General features: G+C 60.4%; 13 protein-coding genes, 2 pseudogenes and 1 riboswitch. Of the genes and pseudogenes, 8 read left to right on the top strand and 7 right to left on the bottom strand.

All coding sequences use genetic code 11. The annotated features are described in order from the left end of the window. Positions 1–126 precede the first annotated feature (126 nt). Entirely contained in the window at positions 127–1,263 is a 1,137-nt protein-coding gene (gene gshA, locus SYN63AY4M2_RS04865) for a glutamate--cysteine ligase (protein ID WP_041438083.1), read from the top strand. Positions 1,264–1,488: 225 nt separating this feature from the next. On the opposite strand, the pseudogene SYN63AY4M2_RS04860 reads toward gshA, so the two are convergent. Beyond that, positions 1,489–1,620: pseudogene (locus SYN63AY4M2_RS04860) on the bottom strand (IS200/IS605 family transposase); the annotation flags it as partial. Positions 1,621–1,900: 280 nt separating this feature from the next. On the opposite strand from SYN63AY4M2_RS04860, the gene SYN63AY4M2_RS14440 reads away from it, so the two are divergent. Next, positions 1,901–2,110, top strand: a complete 210-nt coding sequence (locus SYN63AY4M2_RS14440; protein WP_206337025.1) for a transposase — start codon at positions 1,901–1,903, stop codon at positions 2,108–2,110. 42 nt (positions 2,111–2,152) lie between these two features. Continuing rightward, complete coding sequence (locus SYN63AY4M2_RS13920) at positions 2,153–2,509, top strand: IS200/IS605 family accessory protein TnpB-related protein (RefSeq protein ID WP_049749708.1); 357 nt, start codon at positions 2,153–2,155, stop codon at positions 2,507–2,509. Between the two features lie 72 nt (positions 2,510–2,581). On the opposite strand, the gene SYN63AY4M2_RS04850 is transcribed toward SYN63AY4M2_RS13920, so the two are convergent. The 5 genes from SYN63AY4M2_RS04850 to SYN63AY4M2_RS04830 form a co-directional block, all read right to left on the bottom strand. Continuing rightward, complete coding sequence (locus SYN63AY4M2_RS04850; RefSeq protein WP_041438822.1) at positions 2,582–4,222, bottom strand: cation:proton antiporter; 1,641 nt, start codon at positions 4,220–4,222, stop codon at positions 2,582–2,584. 119 nt (positions 4,223–4,341) lie between these two features. Further along, positions 4,342–4,442, bottom strand: a riboswitch (Fluoride riboswitch). Positions 4,443–4,487: 45 nt separating this feature from the next. Then, entirely contained in the window at positions 4,488–5,156 is a 669-nt protein-coding gene (locus SYN63AY4M2_RS04845) for a DUF1997 domain-containing protein (RefSeq protein ID WP_228375414.1), read from the bottom strand. Then, complete coding sequence (hisIE, locus tag SYN63AY4M2_RS04840; protein WP_099813255.1) at positions 5,116–5,748, bottom strand: bifunctional phosphoribosyl-AMP cyclohydrolase/phosphoribosyl-ATP diphosphatase HisIE; 633 nt, start codon at positions 5,746–5,748, stop codon at positions 5,116–5,118. The genes SYN63AY4M2_RS04845 and hisIE overlap by 41 nt, the downstream gene beginning before the upstream one ends. Positions 5,749–6,071: 323 nt before the next feature. Further along, a complete protein-coding gene (locus SYN63AY4M2_RS04835) occupies positions 6,072–8,435 on the bottom strand; it encodes a polysaccharide deacetylase family protein (RefSeq protein WP_083759144.1) in 2,364 nt (787 codons plus the stop codon). Between the two features lie 188 nt (positions 8,436–8,623). Further along, complete coding sequence (locus SYN63AY4M2_RS04830) at positions 8,624–9,115, bottom strand: phycobilisome linker polypeptide (protein WP_099812449.1); 492 nt, start codon at positions 9,113–9,115, stop codon at positions 8,624–8,626. Positions 9,116–9,304: 189 nt separating this feature from the next. Here SYN63AY4M2_RS04830 and SYN63AY4M2_RS04825 point away from each other — a divergent pair, with 189 nt between their 5' ends. From SYN63AY4M2_RS04825 to cobN, 5 genes and pseudogenes are all read left to right on the top strand, one after another. Further along, positions 9,305–9,838, top strand: a complete 534-nt coding sequence (locus tag SYN63AY4M2_RS04825; RefSeq protein WP_011429413.1) for a DUF4079 domain-containing protein — start codon at positions 9,305–9,307, stop codon at positions 9,836–9,838. 489 nt (positions 9,839–10,327) lie between these two features. Further along, the gene (locus SYN63AY4M2_RS13915) at positions 10,328–10,675 is read left to right on the top strand and encodes a hypothetical protein (protein ID WP_206336911.1); all 348 of its coding nucleotides are present in this window, start codon (positions 10,328–10,330) and stop codon (positions 10,673–10,675) included. Beyond that, positions 10,666–11,041 (top strand): annotated as a pseudogene (locus SYN63AY4M2_RS04815) (hypothetical protein); the annotation flags it as partial. The gene SYN63AY4M2_RS13915 and the pseudogene SYN63AY4M2_RS04815, both read left to right, overlap by 10 nt. Positions 11,042–11,065: 24 nt before the next feature. Beyond that, positions 11,066–11,215 (top strand): SBBP repeat-containing protein, encoded by a 150-nt coding sequence (locus SYN63AY4M2_RS14130; protein WP_228375497.1) that lies wholly within the window; start codon positions 11,066–11,068, stop codon positions 11,213–11,215. Between the two features lie 389 nt (positions 11,216–11,604). Further along, complete coding sequence (gene cobN, locus SYN63AY4M2_RS04810) at positions 11,605–13,809, top strand: cobaltochelatase subunit CobN (RefSeq protein ID WP_099887247.1); 2,205 nt, start codon at positions 11,605–11,607, stop codon at positions 13,807–13,809. A 91-nt stretch (positions 13,810–13,900) separates the two neighbouring features. On the opposite strand, the gene SYN63AY4M2_RS04805 is transcribed toward cobN, so the two are convergent. Beyond that, positions 13,901–14,215: an RNA-binding protein gene (locus SYN63AY4M2_RS04805; RefSeq protein ID WP_011429415.1), complete on the bottom strand. Its 315-nt coding sequence runs from the start codon at positions 14,213–14,215 to the stop codon at positions 13,901–13,903. Between the last annotated feature and the right edge of the window lie 217 nt (positions 14,216–14,432).

Here is a 14,432-nt window from a genome sequence, read left to right as displayed (position 1 = left end):
CCCCTTCCCCACGATCGTCTTCAAGCGTTGCCGACATTGTACGGTAGTGCGAGAAACCCTTTCCTACACAACCCTGGGAAAATGGGTAGAGGTTAGACTGAGGAGGCTGCGGCTGGAGGCTGGCCTGTGCTGTTGACCAAGGGCTTTGAGGTAGAGATGTACACCGGCACCGCCGCCGGAGAAGTGGTGGGGTTGTCGGATCGCATCTGCCAGGCTTTGCCGGGGTTTGTGCGAGAACCAGATCGGCGCAACGTCGAGTACATCACTCCGCCCCTTCGCCGCTACGAGGATCTGCTCTGTGCCCTGCTGCGGCCTCGGCTGCAACTGCGGCAATTTTTGCGCCGCCTTGGCCCCTACACCCTGTTGCCGGGGAGCACGCTGGCTTTGGGCGGCAGCGACCACTTTGAGCGCTCGGATCCGGACAACCCCTACCACGACTACATCGAGCGCACCTACGGCACGCGGGTGGTGACCGCCAGCATTCACATCAATGTTGGCCTGCCGGATAGCGAGGCCATTTTTCTTGCCTGCCGTTTGCTGCGGGCGGAAGCTCCCCTGTACTTGGCCCTGAGCGCTTCTTCTCCGTTTCTGGACGGCCAGGTGACAGGCTACCATTCCAGCCGTTGGCAGGTGTTTCCCAAAACGCCGGCCCAGGTGCCCTTCTTCCGGGATCACGCCCATTACATCGCCTGGATGCGGGAGCAACTGGCCCTGGGCACGATGCAGAATGTGCGCCACCTCTGGGCCTCTGTGCGGCCCAACGGCCCAGAGCGGCCCTACCATCTCAACCGGGTGGAGCTGCGCATCTGCGACCTGGTGGCAGATCCGGTGATGACCCTGGCCATCACTGCCTTGGTAGAGGCCCGTCTCTGGCAGTTGCTGGCCCAGCCAGAAGCGCTGGATCCCTTGCGGGGGCCTTTGACACCGACGGAGCTGGAGAGCCTTTGCGAGGCCAACGAGCAGGCCGCTGCTCGCGAGTCCTTGCGAGCCCGTCTGGTCGATTGGCGCACGGGCCGAGAACGGGTGGCCCAGGAGTGGATTGAAGAGCTGCTGACCGAAGCGTGGCGCCTCGGCCAACCCCAGGGCCTGGGCTGCTTTTTGGCTCCCCTGCAAACTCTGCTCCAACAGGGCAACGAGGCCCAGCGCTGGCTGAAGCAGGTCGACCAGGGATCCACACCCGCCCAGGTGTACCAACGGGCCATTCAGGAGCTGGCCGAACAAGACCGAGAAAGACAAGAGACCCTCTGCCAGCTTGTTGGCTAAGCCTTTGCCCAACGGTGGGCGCTTCTCAGTCCGGTGCCTGCCCCCCACCAGATCCCCAGTTCAAACCTGACTTAGATTCGCCTAGACAGGCTCCACCACTTCCCCTAGGGCTTGCCGAGCCACACAAAAGGATAGCTTGGTAGCCCCGCACTTGAGTGCGGGGCGGAAAAGCCCGCTAGCGACTTTGGTCGCTTACCCATGATGGGGGTCGTTGATATAGTTTCATAGCTCAAACAACCTCTTCCTGACTTCTCCTACCAAGACCTCTTTCCTTCTCTTTAGCCAAAAAATAAGATAAACAACCGCTAGCCCCACACCATGGTTGTAGTGATTGTACCGTTGACTTTCCTCTCGCACTATCGCTTGCCCATGTCAGACTGCGGTTGTCATGCCGCTTGCCAACAATGATGGAGTACGGCTGTCAGCAGGTTATAGTCAGGAACAGAGAGCTAGTCCCCCTATTAGTGTGTCAACAGTCTAATAAGCAACTGTGCTTTGTACTATGCGAGACAAGTCTATTTCAAAACGAAGCGATGGGCAAGCTATGGTGAGCTTTGCGCTGAGATGGGGAGAACCCAAAGCAAGCACTTCATCGCAATGTATGTTTCCGCCGCGCAACAGACCTGCAAGTCTGTAGCTGAAGTGGGTCTATGCCAAGCCTGCTCAACCTCAATCGCTGGATCCGAGAAAAGCTTTAGCAATTGACCACGGAGTCAACAACTGGCTTACGTGCGTTAGCAACTTAGGACATAGCTTCATCATTGACGGCCGCAAAGTCAAGTCCTTTAACCAGGGGTACAACAAGGAGCTGGCTAGGCTCAAGACTCACAAGCTGCCGGGGTTTTGATTGCAAAAGCTTGGTCGAATTACGGAAAAAAGAAACCGGCGGATGCGGGATGCAATCCACAAAGCTGCGCGCAAGGTCATTGACTTCTGTTTACACCACTCAATTGGGAGAATCGTCTTTGGTTGGAACAAAGAACAAAAACAAGAATGCGGCTTTAACCAAAACTTTGTTTTCATTCCAACAGGTCGGTTCAAGGAGCGTATTGCGCAATTATGTCAGCATTATGGCATGGAGTTTATTGAGGTAGAGGAGGCGTACAGCTCGCAGGCAAGCTTCCTAGATGGAGATGAGCTACCTAATTATGGTGAAAAACCCGACGGGTGGAGACCCTCTAGGCTGAGGCGAATGCTGCCACCAACCTACTTAAGAAAGTCAGCAGAACCTTGGGGCTTTGCGTGAAGGAACTGTCTAGAGGCGCTTTGACAACGCCGTTACGGGTTCTTTTGTGGACTGCGTAAGAATCCCCCGCCTTTAGGCGGTGGGAGTGTCAATTCTGGCTTTCCCGAACTCCTCTTCTTCCACCAAAATCACCGGGATGGGGCTGGTCTCCAACACCGCTTGCGAAGTGGATCCCAGCAATACTTGCTCCCAGCCCCGCTGGCCCCGCTTGCCCATGACTATATCGGTAACCTGACGCTCCTGGGCTAGGCCCACGATGGTCTCTGCCAAAGGCCCGGAGGCCAGGCAAAATTCGTGGCGAATGTCGGCCAAGAGGCGCTGGGCCAGCTGCCGCAACTGTTCTACTCTCTTCCCCTGCGGCTCGTCGGTAACATGGAGCACAATCACTTCCCCGTCCAGCCGCCGCGCCAGATCCGCTGCCTTGCGCAGCACTGCCTCGGCCAAGGGAGAAGTATCGACGGCTGCCAAGAAGCTCACCTTGCCCTGGCTGCCCACCTTGGTGGGATCCACCTCCCCTTTTTCCAGCAGGCGAGGGGCAAAGACCTGGGTCAGCCAAGCCCCTAGGGGTGCTGTGGCCAGAATCGACAAGGCCGCTATGGCCAGGATGGTCTCTCCGCCAGGGATCCCTTGGGCCAAGGGGATGCCGCCGATGGCCGCCTGCACCGTGGCCTTGGCCATGTTGCCCGGCAGCAAAAAGAGCCGCTCCCGCCAGTTCCAGTTGCTCCCTACCGTGGAAAGCCACCAGCCCAGGCCCCGGCCCAACAGCAGGCTCAGGGTCAAAAGCAGCAAGCCGGGCAAGAGCAGGGATCCCAGTACCTGCAGATCCAAAGAGGCCCCCAGCAGGACAAACAGCACGATCTCCGCCACCGTCCAGAGGGCGTCGAACCCAAGCCGCAGCCGCCGCGCCAGCGGCCCATCCAGTTGGACGAGAAAAAACCCCAGGGCCATCACCGCCGGGTAGCCGGAAAAATAGGGCCACACCTGCGACGCCAACACCAGGCCCAGCGCCAGGCAGGCTGCCAGCAACACCTCTTGCGTGCTGTTGCGCGTCCAGTTCTGCTGCACCAGGAGCGCCACCAAAAGCCGCGCCCCCAGGTAGCCGATGACCACCCCCAGCAGGATCTCCATCCCCACCTGGAACGGCAGCCACTGCAGCGGCGACAGCTCCAGGCCGAACAGGCGAAGGCCCTCTGGAGATCCCTGCCCCAAAAAGCTCAGCAACAGGCTAAAGCCCAACAGCAGCAGCACGTCGGAAAGGGCGCTGCCGGTCAAAATGGCGTCCGGGATCCCTTTGGCCACCCCCCAGCCCAAGCTCTTGAGGCGCAACATCCCCGGCACGATCACCGCCGGCGACTCCGCCCCGATTACACAGCCCAAAAGCAGCCCCGTCGCCCAGTCCAACCCCAGGATCCAGCGGCTCAAGAGCGCCACCGCCAGCGCCTCACAGGCTGCCGGCAAAAACCCCAGCCGCAGCGCCACGGATCCCTGCTGGGCCAGCTTTTCCCGATCCAGCCCCAGCCCGGCCTTCATCAGGATAATCGTGACGGCCACCAAGCGCAGATCCCCGGCTGCCGCCAACAGCTCTGGGGACAAGACCTCTTGCAACAGGATCCCGACCAGGATCATCCCCACTAGCGGCGGCATTCCCAGCCGGCCCAGGATCTGGCCGACAAAAAAGCCCATCCCCAAGATCCACAGCCAACTGCCCAGCATCAACAAAACCTCTCTCCTCGCCGTCCGCGTGTTGAAGGGCAGCCCAGGGAGAAAAAGCCGTTCGCGTTTCTGCGGGGTGAGAACTCAACATCAAAGACTCCCACCCCCTGGATCTGCCCAGAAGAGTAGGAGTCATCAGCCCCAGCTCTAAGTCTTAGAGAAACTTTATCCCTAGGATCTGCCTGAGGCGGTTGCGGCGAACCCCATCGCCCGTTGCCGGGAAGGACCAAGCAGCCTGCCCGCAACACATGTGCCCCTTACCATATCACGCCCCATCTTCCACCGCAACCAAGCGATAGGGGTGATGGGAACGGCCAATGGAGCCATAGAAATCGCTGCAGACATTGTGGGTAAAGCGATCGCTGAGGCCGCGGGTAACCTGCTGCACCACCTGGCTGCCCACTTTCTGAACCAACTTGCGCGGCAGAACCTGCAAAAACTTGGGCAAATGCAGCCGGATATTCAGCTGGAGATCCCAGTGGACGCGGGTGGTGGCCAGGGATCCCGGTAGTTCTTCCAGCCGGAAGCTGGCCCGACAATCCACCCAGTAGGGCAGGGCGGCATCCCCCGGCAGCTCAATGGAAGTCAGCCGAAACAGGTAATCTTCCTCTGGCCAGATCTTCACCCCAAAGCTGGGCTCCAGCTCAAACCCCAGCCCGCCCATGCGGAAAAACTGCAGCCTATAGATTTCGGCAGAGAGGGGCTCCACCTGGAGTGGCCGGAAGCAGCGCTGGATCCACTGGCCATGGCCGCGCAGGTAACGGGCCAAAGTCTCCCGGTCGGTTTCCAGATCCACCTGGCCCCGTCGCGCAGCCTGTAAATCTAGGTAGGTCTTGGCGGGGGGTTGCTCCATCTCCTCCAAAGGCAGCTCCCCCTCCTCGGACAGAGCACCTTCACTGAGGGGAACGGCGGGCTTGGAGCTGGCGATAGACATCCCGAATATCCACCTGATGATGAGCAAGAGCCACGAGGCAGTGGTACCAGAGATCCGCCACCTCGCGGGCCAGGGCTGCCTTGTCTCCCTCTTTTGCCGCCATCACCACTTCAGCCGTCTCCTCGCCGAGTTTTTTCAGGATGGCGTTGTCTCCCTTGGCCAGCAGGCTGCTGGTGTAGGAATCGGGCCGGGGATCCGCCTGGCGGGCCTTGACCACGGCAAACACCTGCGACAGGGTATCGGCGGCCGGCATGGGATCCCCTTCCTTCTCGGGGAGAGTGCGGAAGAAGCAGCTTCGCGCCCCTGTGTGGCAGGCCGCCTCTCCCACCTGCTCCACCAAGATAACCAGCGCGTCGCTGTCGCAGTCGTAGCGGATTTGCTTGACCCACTGCACGTGGCCAGAAGTTTCCCCCTTGGGCCACAGCGCCTGGCGGGAGCGGCTCCAGAACCAGGTGCGGCCCGTTTCCAGAGTCTTCTGCAGCGACTCGCGGTTCATCCAGGCCATCATCAGCACCGTCCCGTCCAGGTAGTCCTGCACGATGGCCGGGATCAAACCCTGTTCGTTGTAGCTGAGGTTGTCTAGATGGGCGATTTCCGCCGGCAGAAGAGTGCGGGGCAGATTTGCTGAAGCAAGAGAGGCCAAAGCAACAACCATCAAAGGCGGCAGAAAATCAGAAAGGTTAAAGATTCCTGAAAGCAGGATAGCAGAACTCGCCCCAGAAAGGATATCTCTCACTCCCCCCAGATCCCAACCCCGCTCGGCCACTTTCACGCGCAACAGTCGCGACCAGCCTGGCTTCTGCCGGGAGAAACTTCACCCTGCAAACCAGGGGGGCCTAGCCTGGCTTTGGCCTCAGCTTGAGGTTAAATCGCTGCGCTCACCAACTCTTTGCAGCTATGGCTGTGGGGAGTATGTCAATCCAGAGCCGCTCTCGGCAGCAGCTTCCGGGTCGGCTTGCGCTCCAGAGGCCAAGTTGGCCGCTCCAGACGGGTATCCACCAACACAGAGGCTGGGGCGAGATTAACCCGCTCCAGTAAGCGTTGCAGCAGTTGAGCATCGATGGCATCCACCCTAAGGACTCCGTCCCACGGACGCGATCGGGACAGGGTTGCCGTTCCCGCCACCAGGGGAGTGGGGGTTGTTTGCGGGGATCCCGTCTCACCGCCCCCAGCTAAGGACTCCGTCCCGCTGACGCGATCGGTCAACAGCAACTCTGCCACTGCCTGGGCCACCTCATTGCCATACACCCCATCGGGGCCAGAGGGGAGCAGATCCAGCCGTCCCTGCTGAGCGGCCAGGCGGCTTAAGCCCAGTTGCACCGCCACCACGGCCGGGCCCCGCTCCCCCCGCTTGAGGGTGCGCTGGCCGGCCAGGATGCTCTCCAGCTGCGCCTTGGCCACTTCCTGGTCGCCGCTGGGGAGCAACTGCACCAGCCCCTCCAGCTGGCTGCCGGGAGAGTTGGCGCTTGCCTGCTGCTGGGGATCCTCCCTCCACAAACGGGTTAGGTCGTAGAGCAAAATGGCATGGGGCACCGGGCGGCTGGGCTGGTTGGGGCCGGCATGGCCAGTGGCCAGAATTTCTCCTCGGTAAACCAACGAAGTGCTAAAGCCAGAGTCCAGCAGCACCGCCTCGCGGATCCCGATTTTGGGCAATAGGCTAGCCAGGATGGCGGCGTTGACGTGGGTTTTGGTAACTCCGATTACCACCTGATCCTGGTCGTCCACCCCAAAAAAGGCGCGGGGTCGGAACTCGGCGGCGCTAGAGAGGCGAAACGAGTCAATCTCCGCTGGCGAAAGGGCCCGGCCATCCTTGACCAGCCACAAGCCCGCCACAAACAGGTCCGTGACATCCGGCATGAGCTGGCGAAGGTTGTCGAGCTGAGTCATCGTGTCGGGATCAAAAGGCACAAAGCGCAGCCGATCCCTGCCCAGCAGCACCAGGGGGCGACCGCGCACCACCTTGTCGTCTTCGGGGCGACCGGGGATGAACGTCTTGTGGTTGGCGGCCATCACCGGTCCCACCATGACGTTGCTGGCGGAGTTGATCCAAGGAATGGAGAAGAAGCTGCCGTTGATGCCGGCATCGGCCTGGTAGCGCTGGGCCAAGGTTCTCACCTCGTAGCGCCGCTCCGCGTGCACCGTGGCTGCCCGTCCGCCGCGGATGGTGAGGATCCTCACCCCGTCAATGACCTCATCGGTCGGGGCCAGGGGCTGAGTCACATCCAGCCAGTAGTCGGGGCTGCGGCTGAGGGTGAAGGTGCGGGCGCCGATGATGGCCTCGGTGATGCGAAACTGGTTAAAGCGCCGTACCTCCAGCAAGTTGGGCGACTGTCCCGTAAAGCCGGGATCCATCGTAAAGGCCATCCAGTAACCCGCCTCGGCCAGGTATTGCTTTACCCGCTCGTCCCGATTGCCTTCCGGATAGGCGAAGTAGTGGATGGGGTGGCCCAGCTCCTCTTCCAGCTTGGTCTTGCAGTCAAACACCTCTCGCCGCAGGCGGGCATCGTCTAGCACCCGTAGGTCAGGGGGATGGTTGACGGTGTGGGCAGCAAAGTCGATCAACCCGCTGGCATCCATCTCCCGCATCTGATCCCAGGTGAAGTGATCTTTGCTGGTGGGCACGCCGACAAAGCCGGTCTGCACAAAGTAGGTGGCGGGGTAGTTGTACTCCTTCAAAAGCGGGTAGGCGTTTTCGTAAAGCCCAAGGTAGGCGTCGTCAAAGGTGAGCAAAATGGCCTTTTCCGGCAAGGGATCCCCATCTCGCAGGTGTTTGTAAAGCTGGTCGATGTGGATGGGAATCAGCCCCGCCTGCTTGATGGCTTCAAAGTGCTGTCGCAGCTCCGCCGCCGTGGTGTCAAACCAAACCTCTTTGCGGCCGGCCACCACATCGTGATACATGATGGCGGGCACGTAGGAGAGGCTGGCCAAGGGATCCAACGCAAAGGGATCCCGCTGCAGTTGCGGCTGTTGGGGGAGGGGCGGGCGCTGTCGGGCTGCCTTGGCCTCGGCCCGAGGCGCTGGCAACTCGGCTGGGGGTGGCAGCAGCCCCGACAGGCGGCTCACCCAACCAGGATGGGCAGTGGCCCAGGCCACCAGGGCTCCCGTCCCAAATCCCAGCACTGTGGTCAACAAAGCCAAGAAGCGGAGCAGCTGGAAGCGCAACTGGGTTGGCGGTCGCTGCGCAGAGCTAGAAAGACTTCGGCCCAGGAAGGGGGATCCCCTTTTTGCCCTAGGAACTGGATGGCCGCCCCGGCGCGTCGGCGGCTGTCGAGACGTCATGTCCTCCTCCTCACCGGCAAAACCAACGTCAGCCTACCACCCCCATCTCCTGGTTGGGGATAGGGAAGCCCTTGCCCGTGGTTCCCTCCAAAACGCCCAGGGATCCCTTTCCTCGCCCAGGTAGCACCCCAGCCCATAGAAGTGGCAGCAGAGCCAAAGCCCACCGCCCCAGATGCCTTCCAGGCAAGTTAGTCGAGGTTGCTCAACAAATTGGACTCCGTAATGCTGACGATCTTGCCCCCCCTTTGGGTAATCCGCTTTACTTCTTGAGAAAGGCGGCTGAAGGGCACTTTGTACTCGACAACGCTTTTGCGCACGCCCCCTCCCACCAGACCGGCTACCTTGATGGTGAAGATCTTGTCGCTGTTGGGCAGGGACGAGGCTGCCGAAGGGGCAACCTGAGCAGGTTTGGTCGCTGGAGCCGCTTCCGCTTGCGGTGCAGCGGCACTCTCCCGCTCCAGAAGCAGCCGCCAACTGCGAGGATAGGCGGGAGCCAGACGATAAACCACCTTGTAAGAGCCGGTTACATGGTCATCTTCCGACTCCACCCTCACCACTGTTCCTGCTGGGATATCCAGTTTGGCGCCCTTGGACATGACTTTAATTCCAGGCCAATTGGTGGGCACATCCGTCAGCAGCTCAACTTCAAAGGACTGATCCCCCAACAACAACTTGGCCATGTGAATAACTCCGTTTTGCTCATCAGCAGGCGGCAGCCGAAGATCTGTGGCCGACCACGGCTTCACCGCTAGACATTTTACCGTTGCGGCTGCACCCCCTGAAGCTTCCCGCCGGCATCTGTCATCGAAAGTGGGTTTGTTGTAGATTTGTTAAGAAGTTGTAGTTGTCCCGAAGGTGGAGGGATCCCTATGCTGAGTGTGGCTCTGCCCGATCTGTCGGCAACTTCGGAGAGGTTGACGGCTGCCTTGCAGCCGGTGGCCCAGTTTTTTGCCGGCTTCAACCTGCCCCAGCCAATCGTGCAATGGGGACATCCTTTGATGATGGGCATTGTGGTAGTGGTCATGGGCAGCTTTGTCGGCCTGACCGGCTGGCGGGGGCGGGTCTTGCGCCTAGCAGCCGAGGGATCCCTGCCGGAATCGGCCCAAAAGCCGCTTTGGGATCACCGCAAGCTGGCCCCTTGGATGGCCACCTTCATTGCCCTAGGCTACACCGGCGGCCTTCTCTCCTTGGTCATGCAGGGCCAGCCCCTGCTGAGCAGCCCCCATTTTTGGACGGGATCCCTGGTGTTGCTGCTGTTGGCAGCCAACGGTGCCCTGTCCCTAAGTGGCTTTGGGGGCAACCGCGAGGCCCTGCGCACCACCCATGCCTACTTAGGCAGCCTCATCCTCTGCGTGCTCTTCGCCCATGCTTTGCTGGGACTGAAGCTGGGCCTATCTCTGTAGGCGATCCCGGCTTTCTTCCTTCCAGTGCCTGGGGTGGGGGCGTTGCTCAGCGAAGTAAGCAGAACCTTAGGGCTTTGCCCTAGAGAACTGTGTAGGGGCGTCTTGACAACGACTTGATGAGTCCGCTTGTGGACTGCGTAGGAATCCCCCGACTTTAGTCGGGGGAGTGTTTCGGGACAAAGAGACGGCCCCAGAAGTTGTAGCCAAGGGATTTTTCTGGAACTTCAAGCGAGATGAGGCTCTGTTCCCGCTGGTTTCCGAAGCCTAACGAATTCGTCTAGCCCACTTTTCAATCCCCTACTTCCAGTTCATACCTCCCTGGCGGAACCTCTGCCCTACCAGATTAGCGCCGTCTATGAAAAAATGCTGACGCGGCAGCCGCTGCGCTTTTTGCTGGCTGAAGATCCCGGCGCCGGCAAGAGAGTTATGGCGGGGCTCTTGATTCGCGGCAATCTGCACCGTTGTCTCATTGTCTGTCCTGGCAGCCTAGTGCTGCAGCGGATTGAAGCTGCGCGAACGGGAAATTTGTTTCAAGAGATCCCTTTGCTGATTGCCCGGCTGGATAAACTGAGCCGAGATGAGGCGCTGCAAGAAAAGCTGAAGGCAACAGATTGGGATTTGATTGCTGTCAATGAGGCTCACAAGCTCTCGGCCTCTTTTTTCGGCGGAGAAGTCAAGGAAACCAAGCGCTATAAGCTAGGTAAGTTGCTCTCCCAGCTAACGCGCCATTTCTTGCTAATGACAGCTACCTCCCACAATGGTAGGGAAGAGGATTTTCAGCTCTTCCTAGCCCTTCCGGGCGGGGATCGCTTTGAGGGAAGATTCTCAAGAAAGTGATGGCAATTATTGCGGAACAACCAGACTTCTACCTGTGGCAGTATCAAGAACTCTTGCGGGAGGGCTTAGCGATTGATGTGAGTACCGTCACGATACACAATCTCTTGAAAAAGCAAGGAATGACTCTAAAAAAAGACTTACCGCAGTGCGAGAGACCAAGAAGAAGAGGTGCAAAGAGAACGACTAGCTTATAGTCAAGAAGTCAGGGATATTCCAGCGGAGGATTTGATTGCCCTCGACCAGACAGGGGTGTGGGAGGGAATGAAACGGGGAGTAGCTCGGAAAAGAGGGCCTATGAGCAGGAGACAGGCACTGGCTAGAGCAGTTCTGGGCGGCTTAGCTTGTGTCGGCTTAGGTTTTGGGTGTGGTCGCGGCCCTTGGCTGCGCCAGTTGGGCACCCCTTCCTCTGACGAAGCCCGCGCCATCGCGATTGATGCCCAGGGAAATGTTTGGGTGGCAGGGGTAACCGAGGGAAACTTTTTTGGCCAAAGCTCGGCGGGGAGCAGCGATGTTTTCTTGCGCAAGTACACAAGAGGATAGCTTGGTAGCCCCGTACTTGAGTGCGGGGCGGAAAAGCCCTTGAGCAACTTTAGTTGCTTCTTTGTTATAGTTAGTACAGAGCTTCTCCAGGAAAACAACCTACTGCGGTGCAAAACCCGCGCGGCAATAACTAACCTGGAGGAACTTAAGTCCGAAGTAAGCAGAACTTTGAGGTTATGCCTCAAAGGACTGTCTAGGGGCGTCTTGACAGCGCCTTCGCGAGTCCATTTTGGGCTGCGTAAGAATCCCCTGGGTGGGAGTGTCAACCAGGGAACTTTCCCCGGCCAGACCAGCGCCGGCGGGCAGGCTGCTTTTGTGCTTAAGTACGGTCGCTAAGCTGAGGTGTACGCTGAGGAGAAGTTACTGGCGGAGCGCTTGGCGCTGGCTCTATGCATCGGATAGCCGCTTTGCCAGGGGGATGGGATCCTTCGCAAGGCGGGGTCGTTTTCCTGGAGCAGGATCCGGCCCCCATCGTTGTCCTGTCGGCAGCCGACACGGATCTGACGGCCTTGAGCGCGGCGATGCGGCTGCTGCCGGCTGATTTTCCAGCGGTGCGGGCGGCCAATTTGCTGCAGTTGCAACAGCCCCTGAGCATCGACGACTACGCCGAGAAAGTGTTGCGGCGGGCCCAGGTGGTGCTCCTTCGCCTTTTGGGGGGAAGGGCCTACTGGAGCTATGGCCTGGAGGTGGCCAAAGAGGTAGCGGCAGCAGCGGGATCCACCCTGATTGTGATCCCTGGGGATGACCGCCCCGACTGGGATTTGGTCAGCCACTCCACCGTGCCCCTAGCGGTGGCAGACCGGGTGTGGCAGTACTGGCTGGAAGGGGGGGCGGCCAATGTGGCGGCCTGCTTGAAACTCTTGGCCAGGGAGTTCCTGGGGCAGGAGTACGCCGTGCCGGAGCCGCAGGTGCTGCCCCGCCTGGGGATCTACTATCCCCCCCTGCCCAGGGATCCCCACGCCCCCAAGGTAGGGATCCTGCTCTACCGGGCCCATGTTTTGGCGGGGAATACGCAGCCCATAGATGCCCTGGCCGAAGCCCTGCAGGAGCGGGGGTTGCAGCCGCTGTGTCTTTATACCTACAGCCTGCAGGAGCCGGACTTGCCCCAGGCCATGCGGGAGCACTTCGGCGGCCAAATTGAACTTTTGTTGAACACCACCAGTTTTTCCCTCGCTCGGCTGGAGAGCGAGCAGCCCGATGTTCGCCTTTGGCAGGAGCTGGATGTGCCGGTTGTGCAGGTGGTCTTGAGCAGCGGGTCGCGGGAGCGCTGGGAGAACGCCACGCGAGGCTTGGGGGCGCGGGATCTGGCCATGAACGTGGTGCTGCCAGAGGTGGACGGGCGCATCCTCAGCCGGGCCATCTCGTTCAAGACGGTTCAACAGTGGGATCCCCGCCTGCAGACGGAGATCATGGCCTATGAGGCCGTGCCGGATCGGGTGGCGTTTGTGGCCGAGCTGGCGGCCAACTGGGTAAAGCTGCGGCGCACCCCTGCCGAGCAGCGCCGTCTGGCCTTGATTTTGGCCAACTACCCCAGCCGGGATGGGCGGCTGGCCAATGGGGTAGGGTTGGATACACCGGCAAGCTGCGTCGAGATCCTCAAAGCCCTGGCGCAAGCCGGCTACCGCGCCTGTCCACTGCCCCAGAGCGGAGATGAGCTCATCCGCTGGCTAACCCAGGGCCAAACCTATGATCCGCTGGGATCCCTACGCCCGGCGCGGCAGGTGCTGCCGGCTGCCCTCTATCGGGAGTGGTTTGCCCAGTTGCCTGCCGCTGTCCAAGGCGATCTGCTGCGGCAGTGGGGGGATCCGCCTGCCCACGACATCCCCATTGTCGGCCTGCAGTTGGAGCACGTTTTTGTCGGGATCCAGCCGCCGCGGGGCTACGACCGGGATCCCTCTTTGAACTACCACGCTCCGGATCTGGTGCCACCCCACGAGTACCTGGCCTTTTACCTGTGGCTGCGCCAGGTGTTCGGCGTCCACGCGGTGGTGCATGTGGGCAAGCACGGCAACCTGGAGTGGCTGCCCGGCAAGGGATCCGCCCTTTCCGCCACCTGCTACCCAGAAATTGCCCTAGGGCCTCTGCCCCACTTCTATCCTTTCATCGTCAACGACCCCGGCGAAGGATCCCAGGCCAAGCGGCGGGCCCAAGCGGTGATCCTCGACCACCTCACCCCGCCCCTGACCCGCGCCGAGCTCTACGGCCCCTTGGCAGAGTTGGAGCGGCTGATGGACGAGTACTACGAGGCCCAGCAGATGGATCCGGGCCGCTGCCCCCTGATTCGCGCCCAGATCCAAGAGCTGGTTCGCCGAGAGCAGCTGGACTGGCAGTTCAACCTGGAGAAAGAGGAAGACTGGGGCCGCCTCGATGGCTACCTCTGCGAGCTCAAAGAATCCCAGATCCGGGATGGGCTGCACATTTTTGGCCGCACCCCCACTGGCGAGCAACTGGTGGATCTCCTGTTGGCCCTGGCCCGCTACCCGGGCGCTGGCCAGTTGGGCCTCACCCAGGCCATTGCCCGCGACTGGGGCTGGGACTGGGATCCCCTAGCCGTTGACCTGACAGAGCCCTGGCCGGACAAACCGCCGGCTTAGTTGCAAGAAAAGGCTCGTTGTCTCGATCCCCAACCCCCCTCTCCCTCTGGGAGAGGGGCCGGGGGTGAGGGGTTGACGTTTTAATAGCGAGTTAATAGCGAGATTGGAAGTTGCGCCGCCGCTCGCCGCCGTTACCAGAGCGGAAACCGGAGGTGGGGCGTTCTTCCCGCGGGCGAGCCTTGTTGACCTTGAGGTCGCGGCCCATCCATTCCGCGCCATCCAGAGCGGCAATGGCAGCCTGCTCTTCGGCCTCAGAGCTCATTTCCACAAACCCAAAGCCGCGGATGCGGCCCGTCTCGCGGTCGGTGGGGATCTGCACCCGCTTCACAGAACCGTACTCGGCAAACACAGCGGTCAATTCCGCTTCCGTCACCTTAAAGGAAAGGTTACCTACATAAATCGACATCGACGATCTCCGAAAGAGAGAGGAACAAGCGAGATATTCGGAGAGCCGTCTGCCAATACAAAACGTGAAAACCCGTCCAGACCGGAAGAACCGAACGCTACAACCGACATTTATCTCGAGCTAAGCCTTATCGTAACACAGAGATGGGGAATGGCCACTGCAATTTCGCAAAAATAGCCGGTGCCATTAAGCTCGAGGCTACGAAAGTCGGCTGCCC

This window comes from Synechococcus sp. 63AY4M2 (genome assembly GCF_002760475.1).
Classification (GTDB): domain Bacteria; phylum Cyanobacteriota; class Cyanobacteriia; order Thermostichales; family Thermostichaceae; genus Thermostichus.
This window is presented reverse-complemented; position numbering and strand designations above follow the sequence as displayed.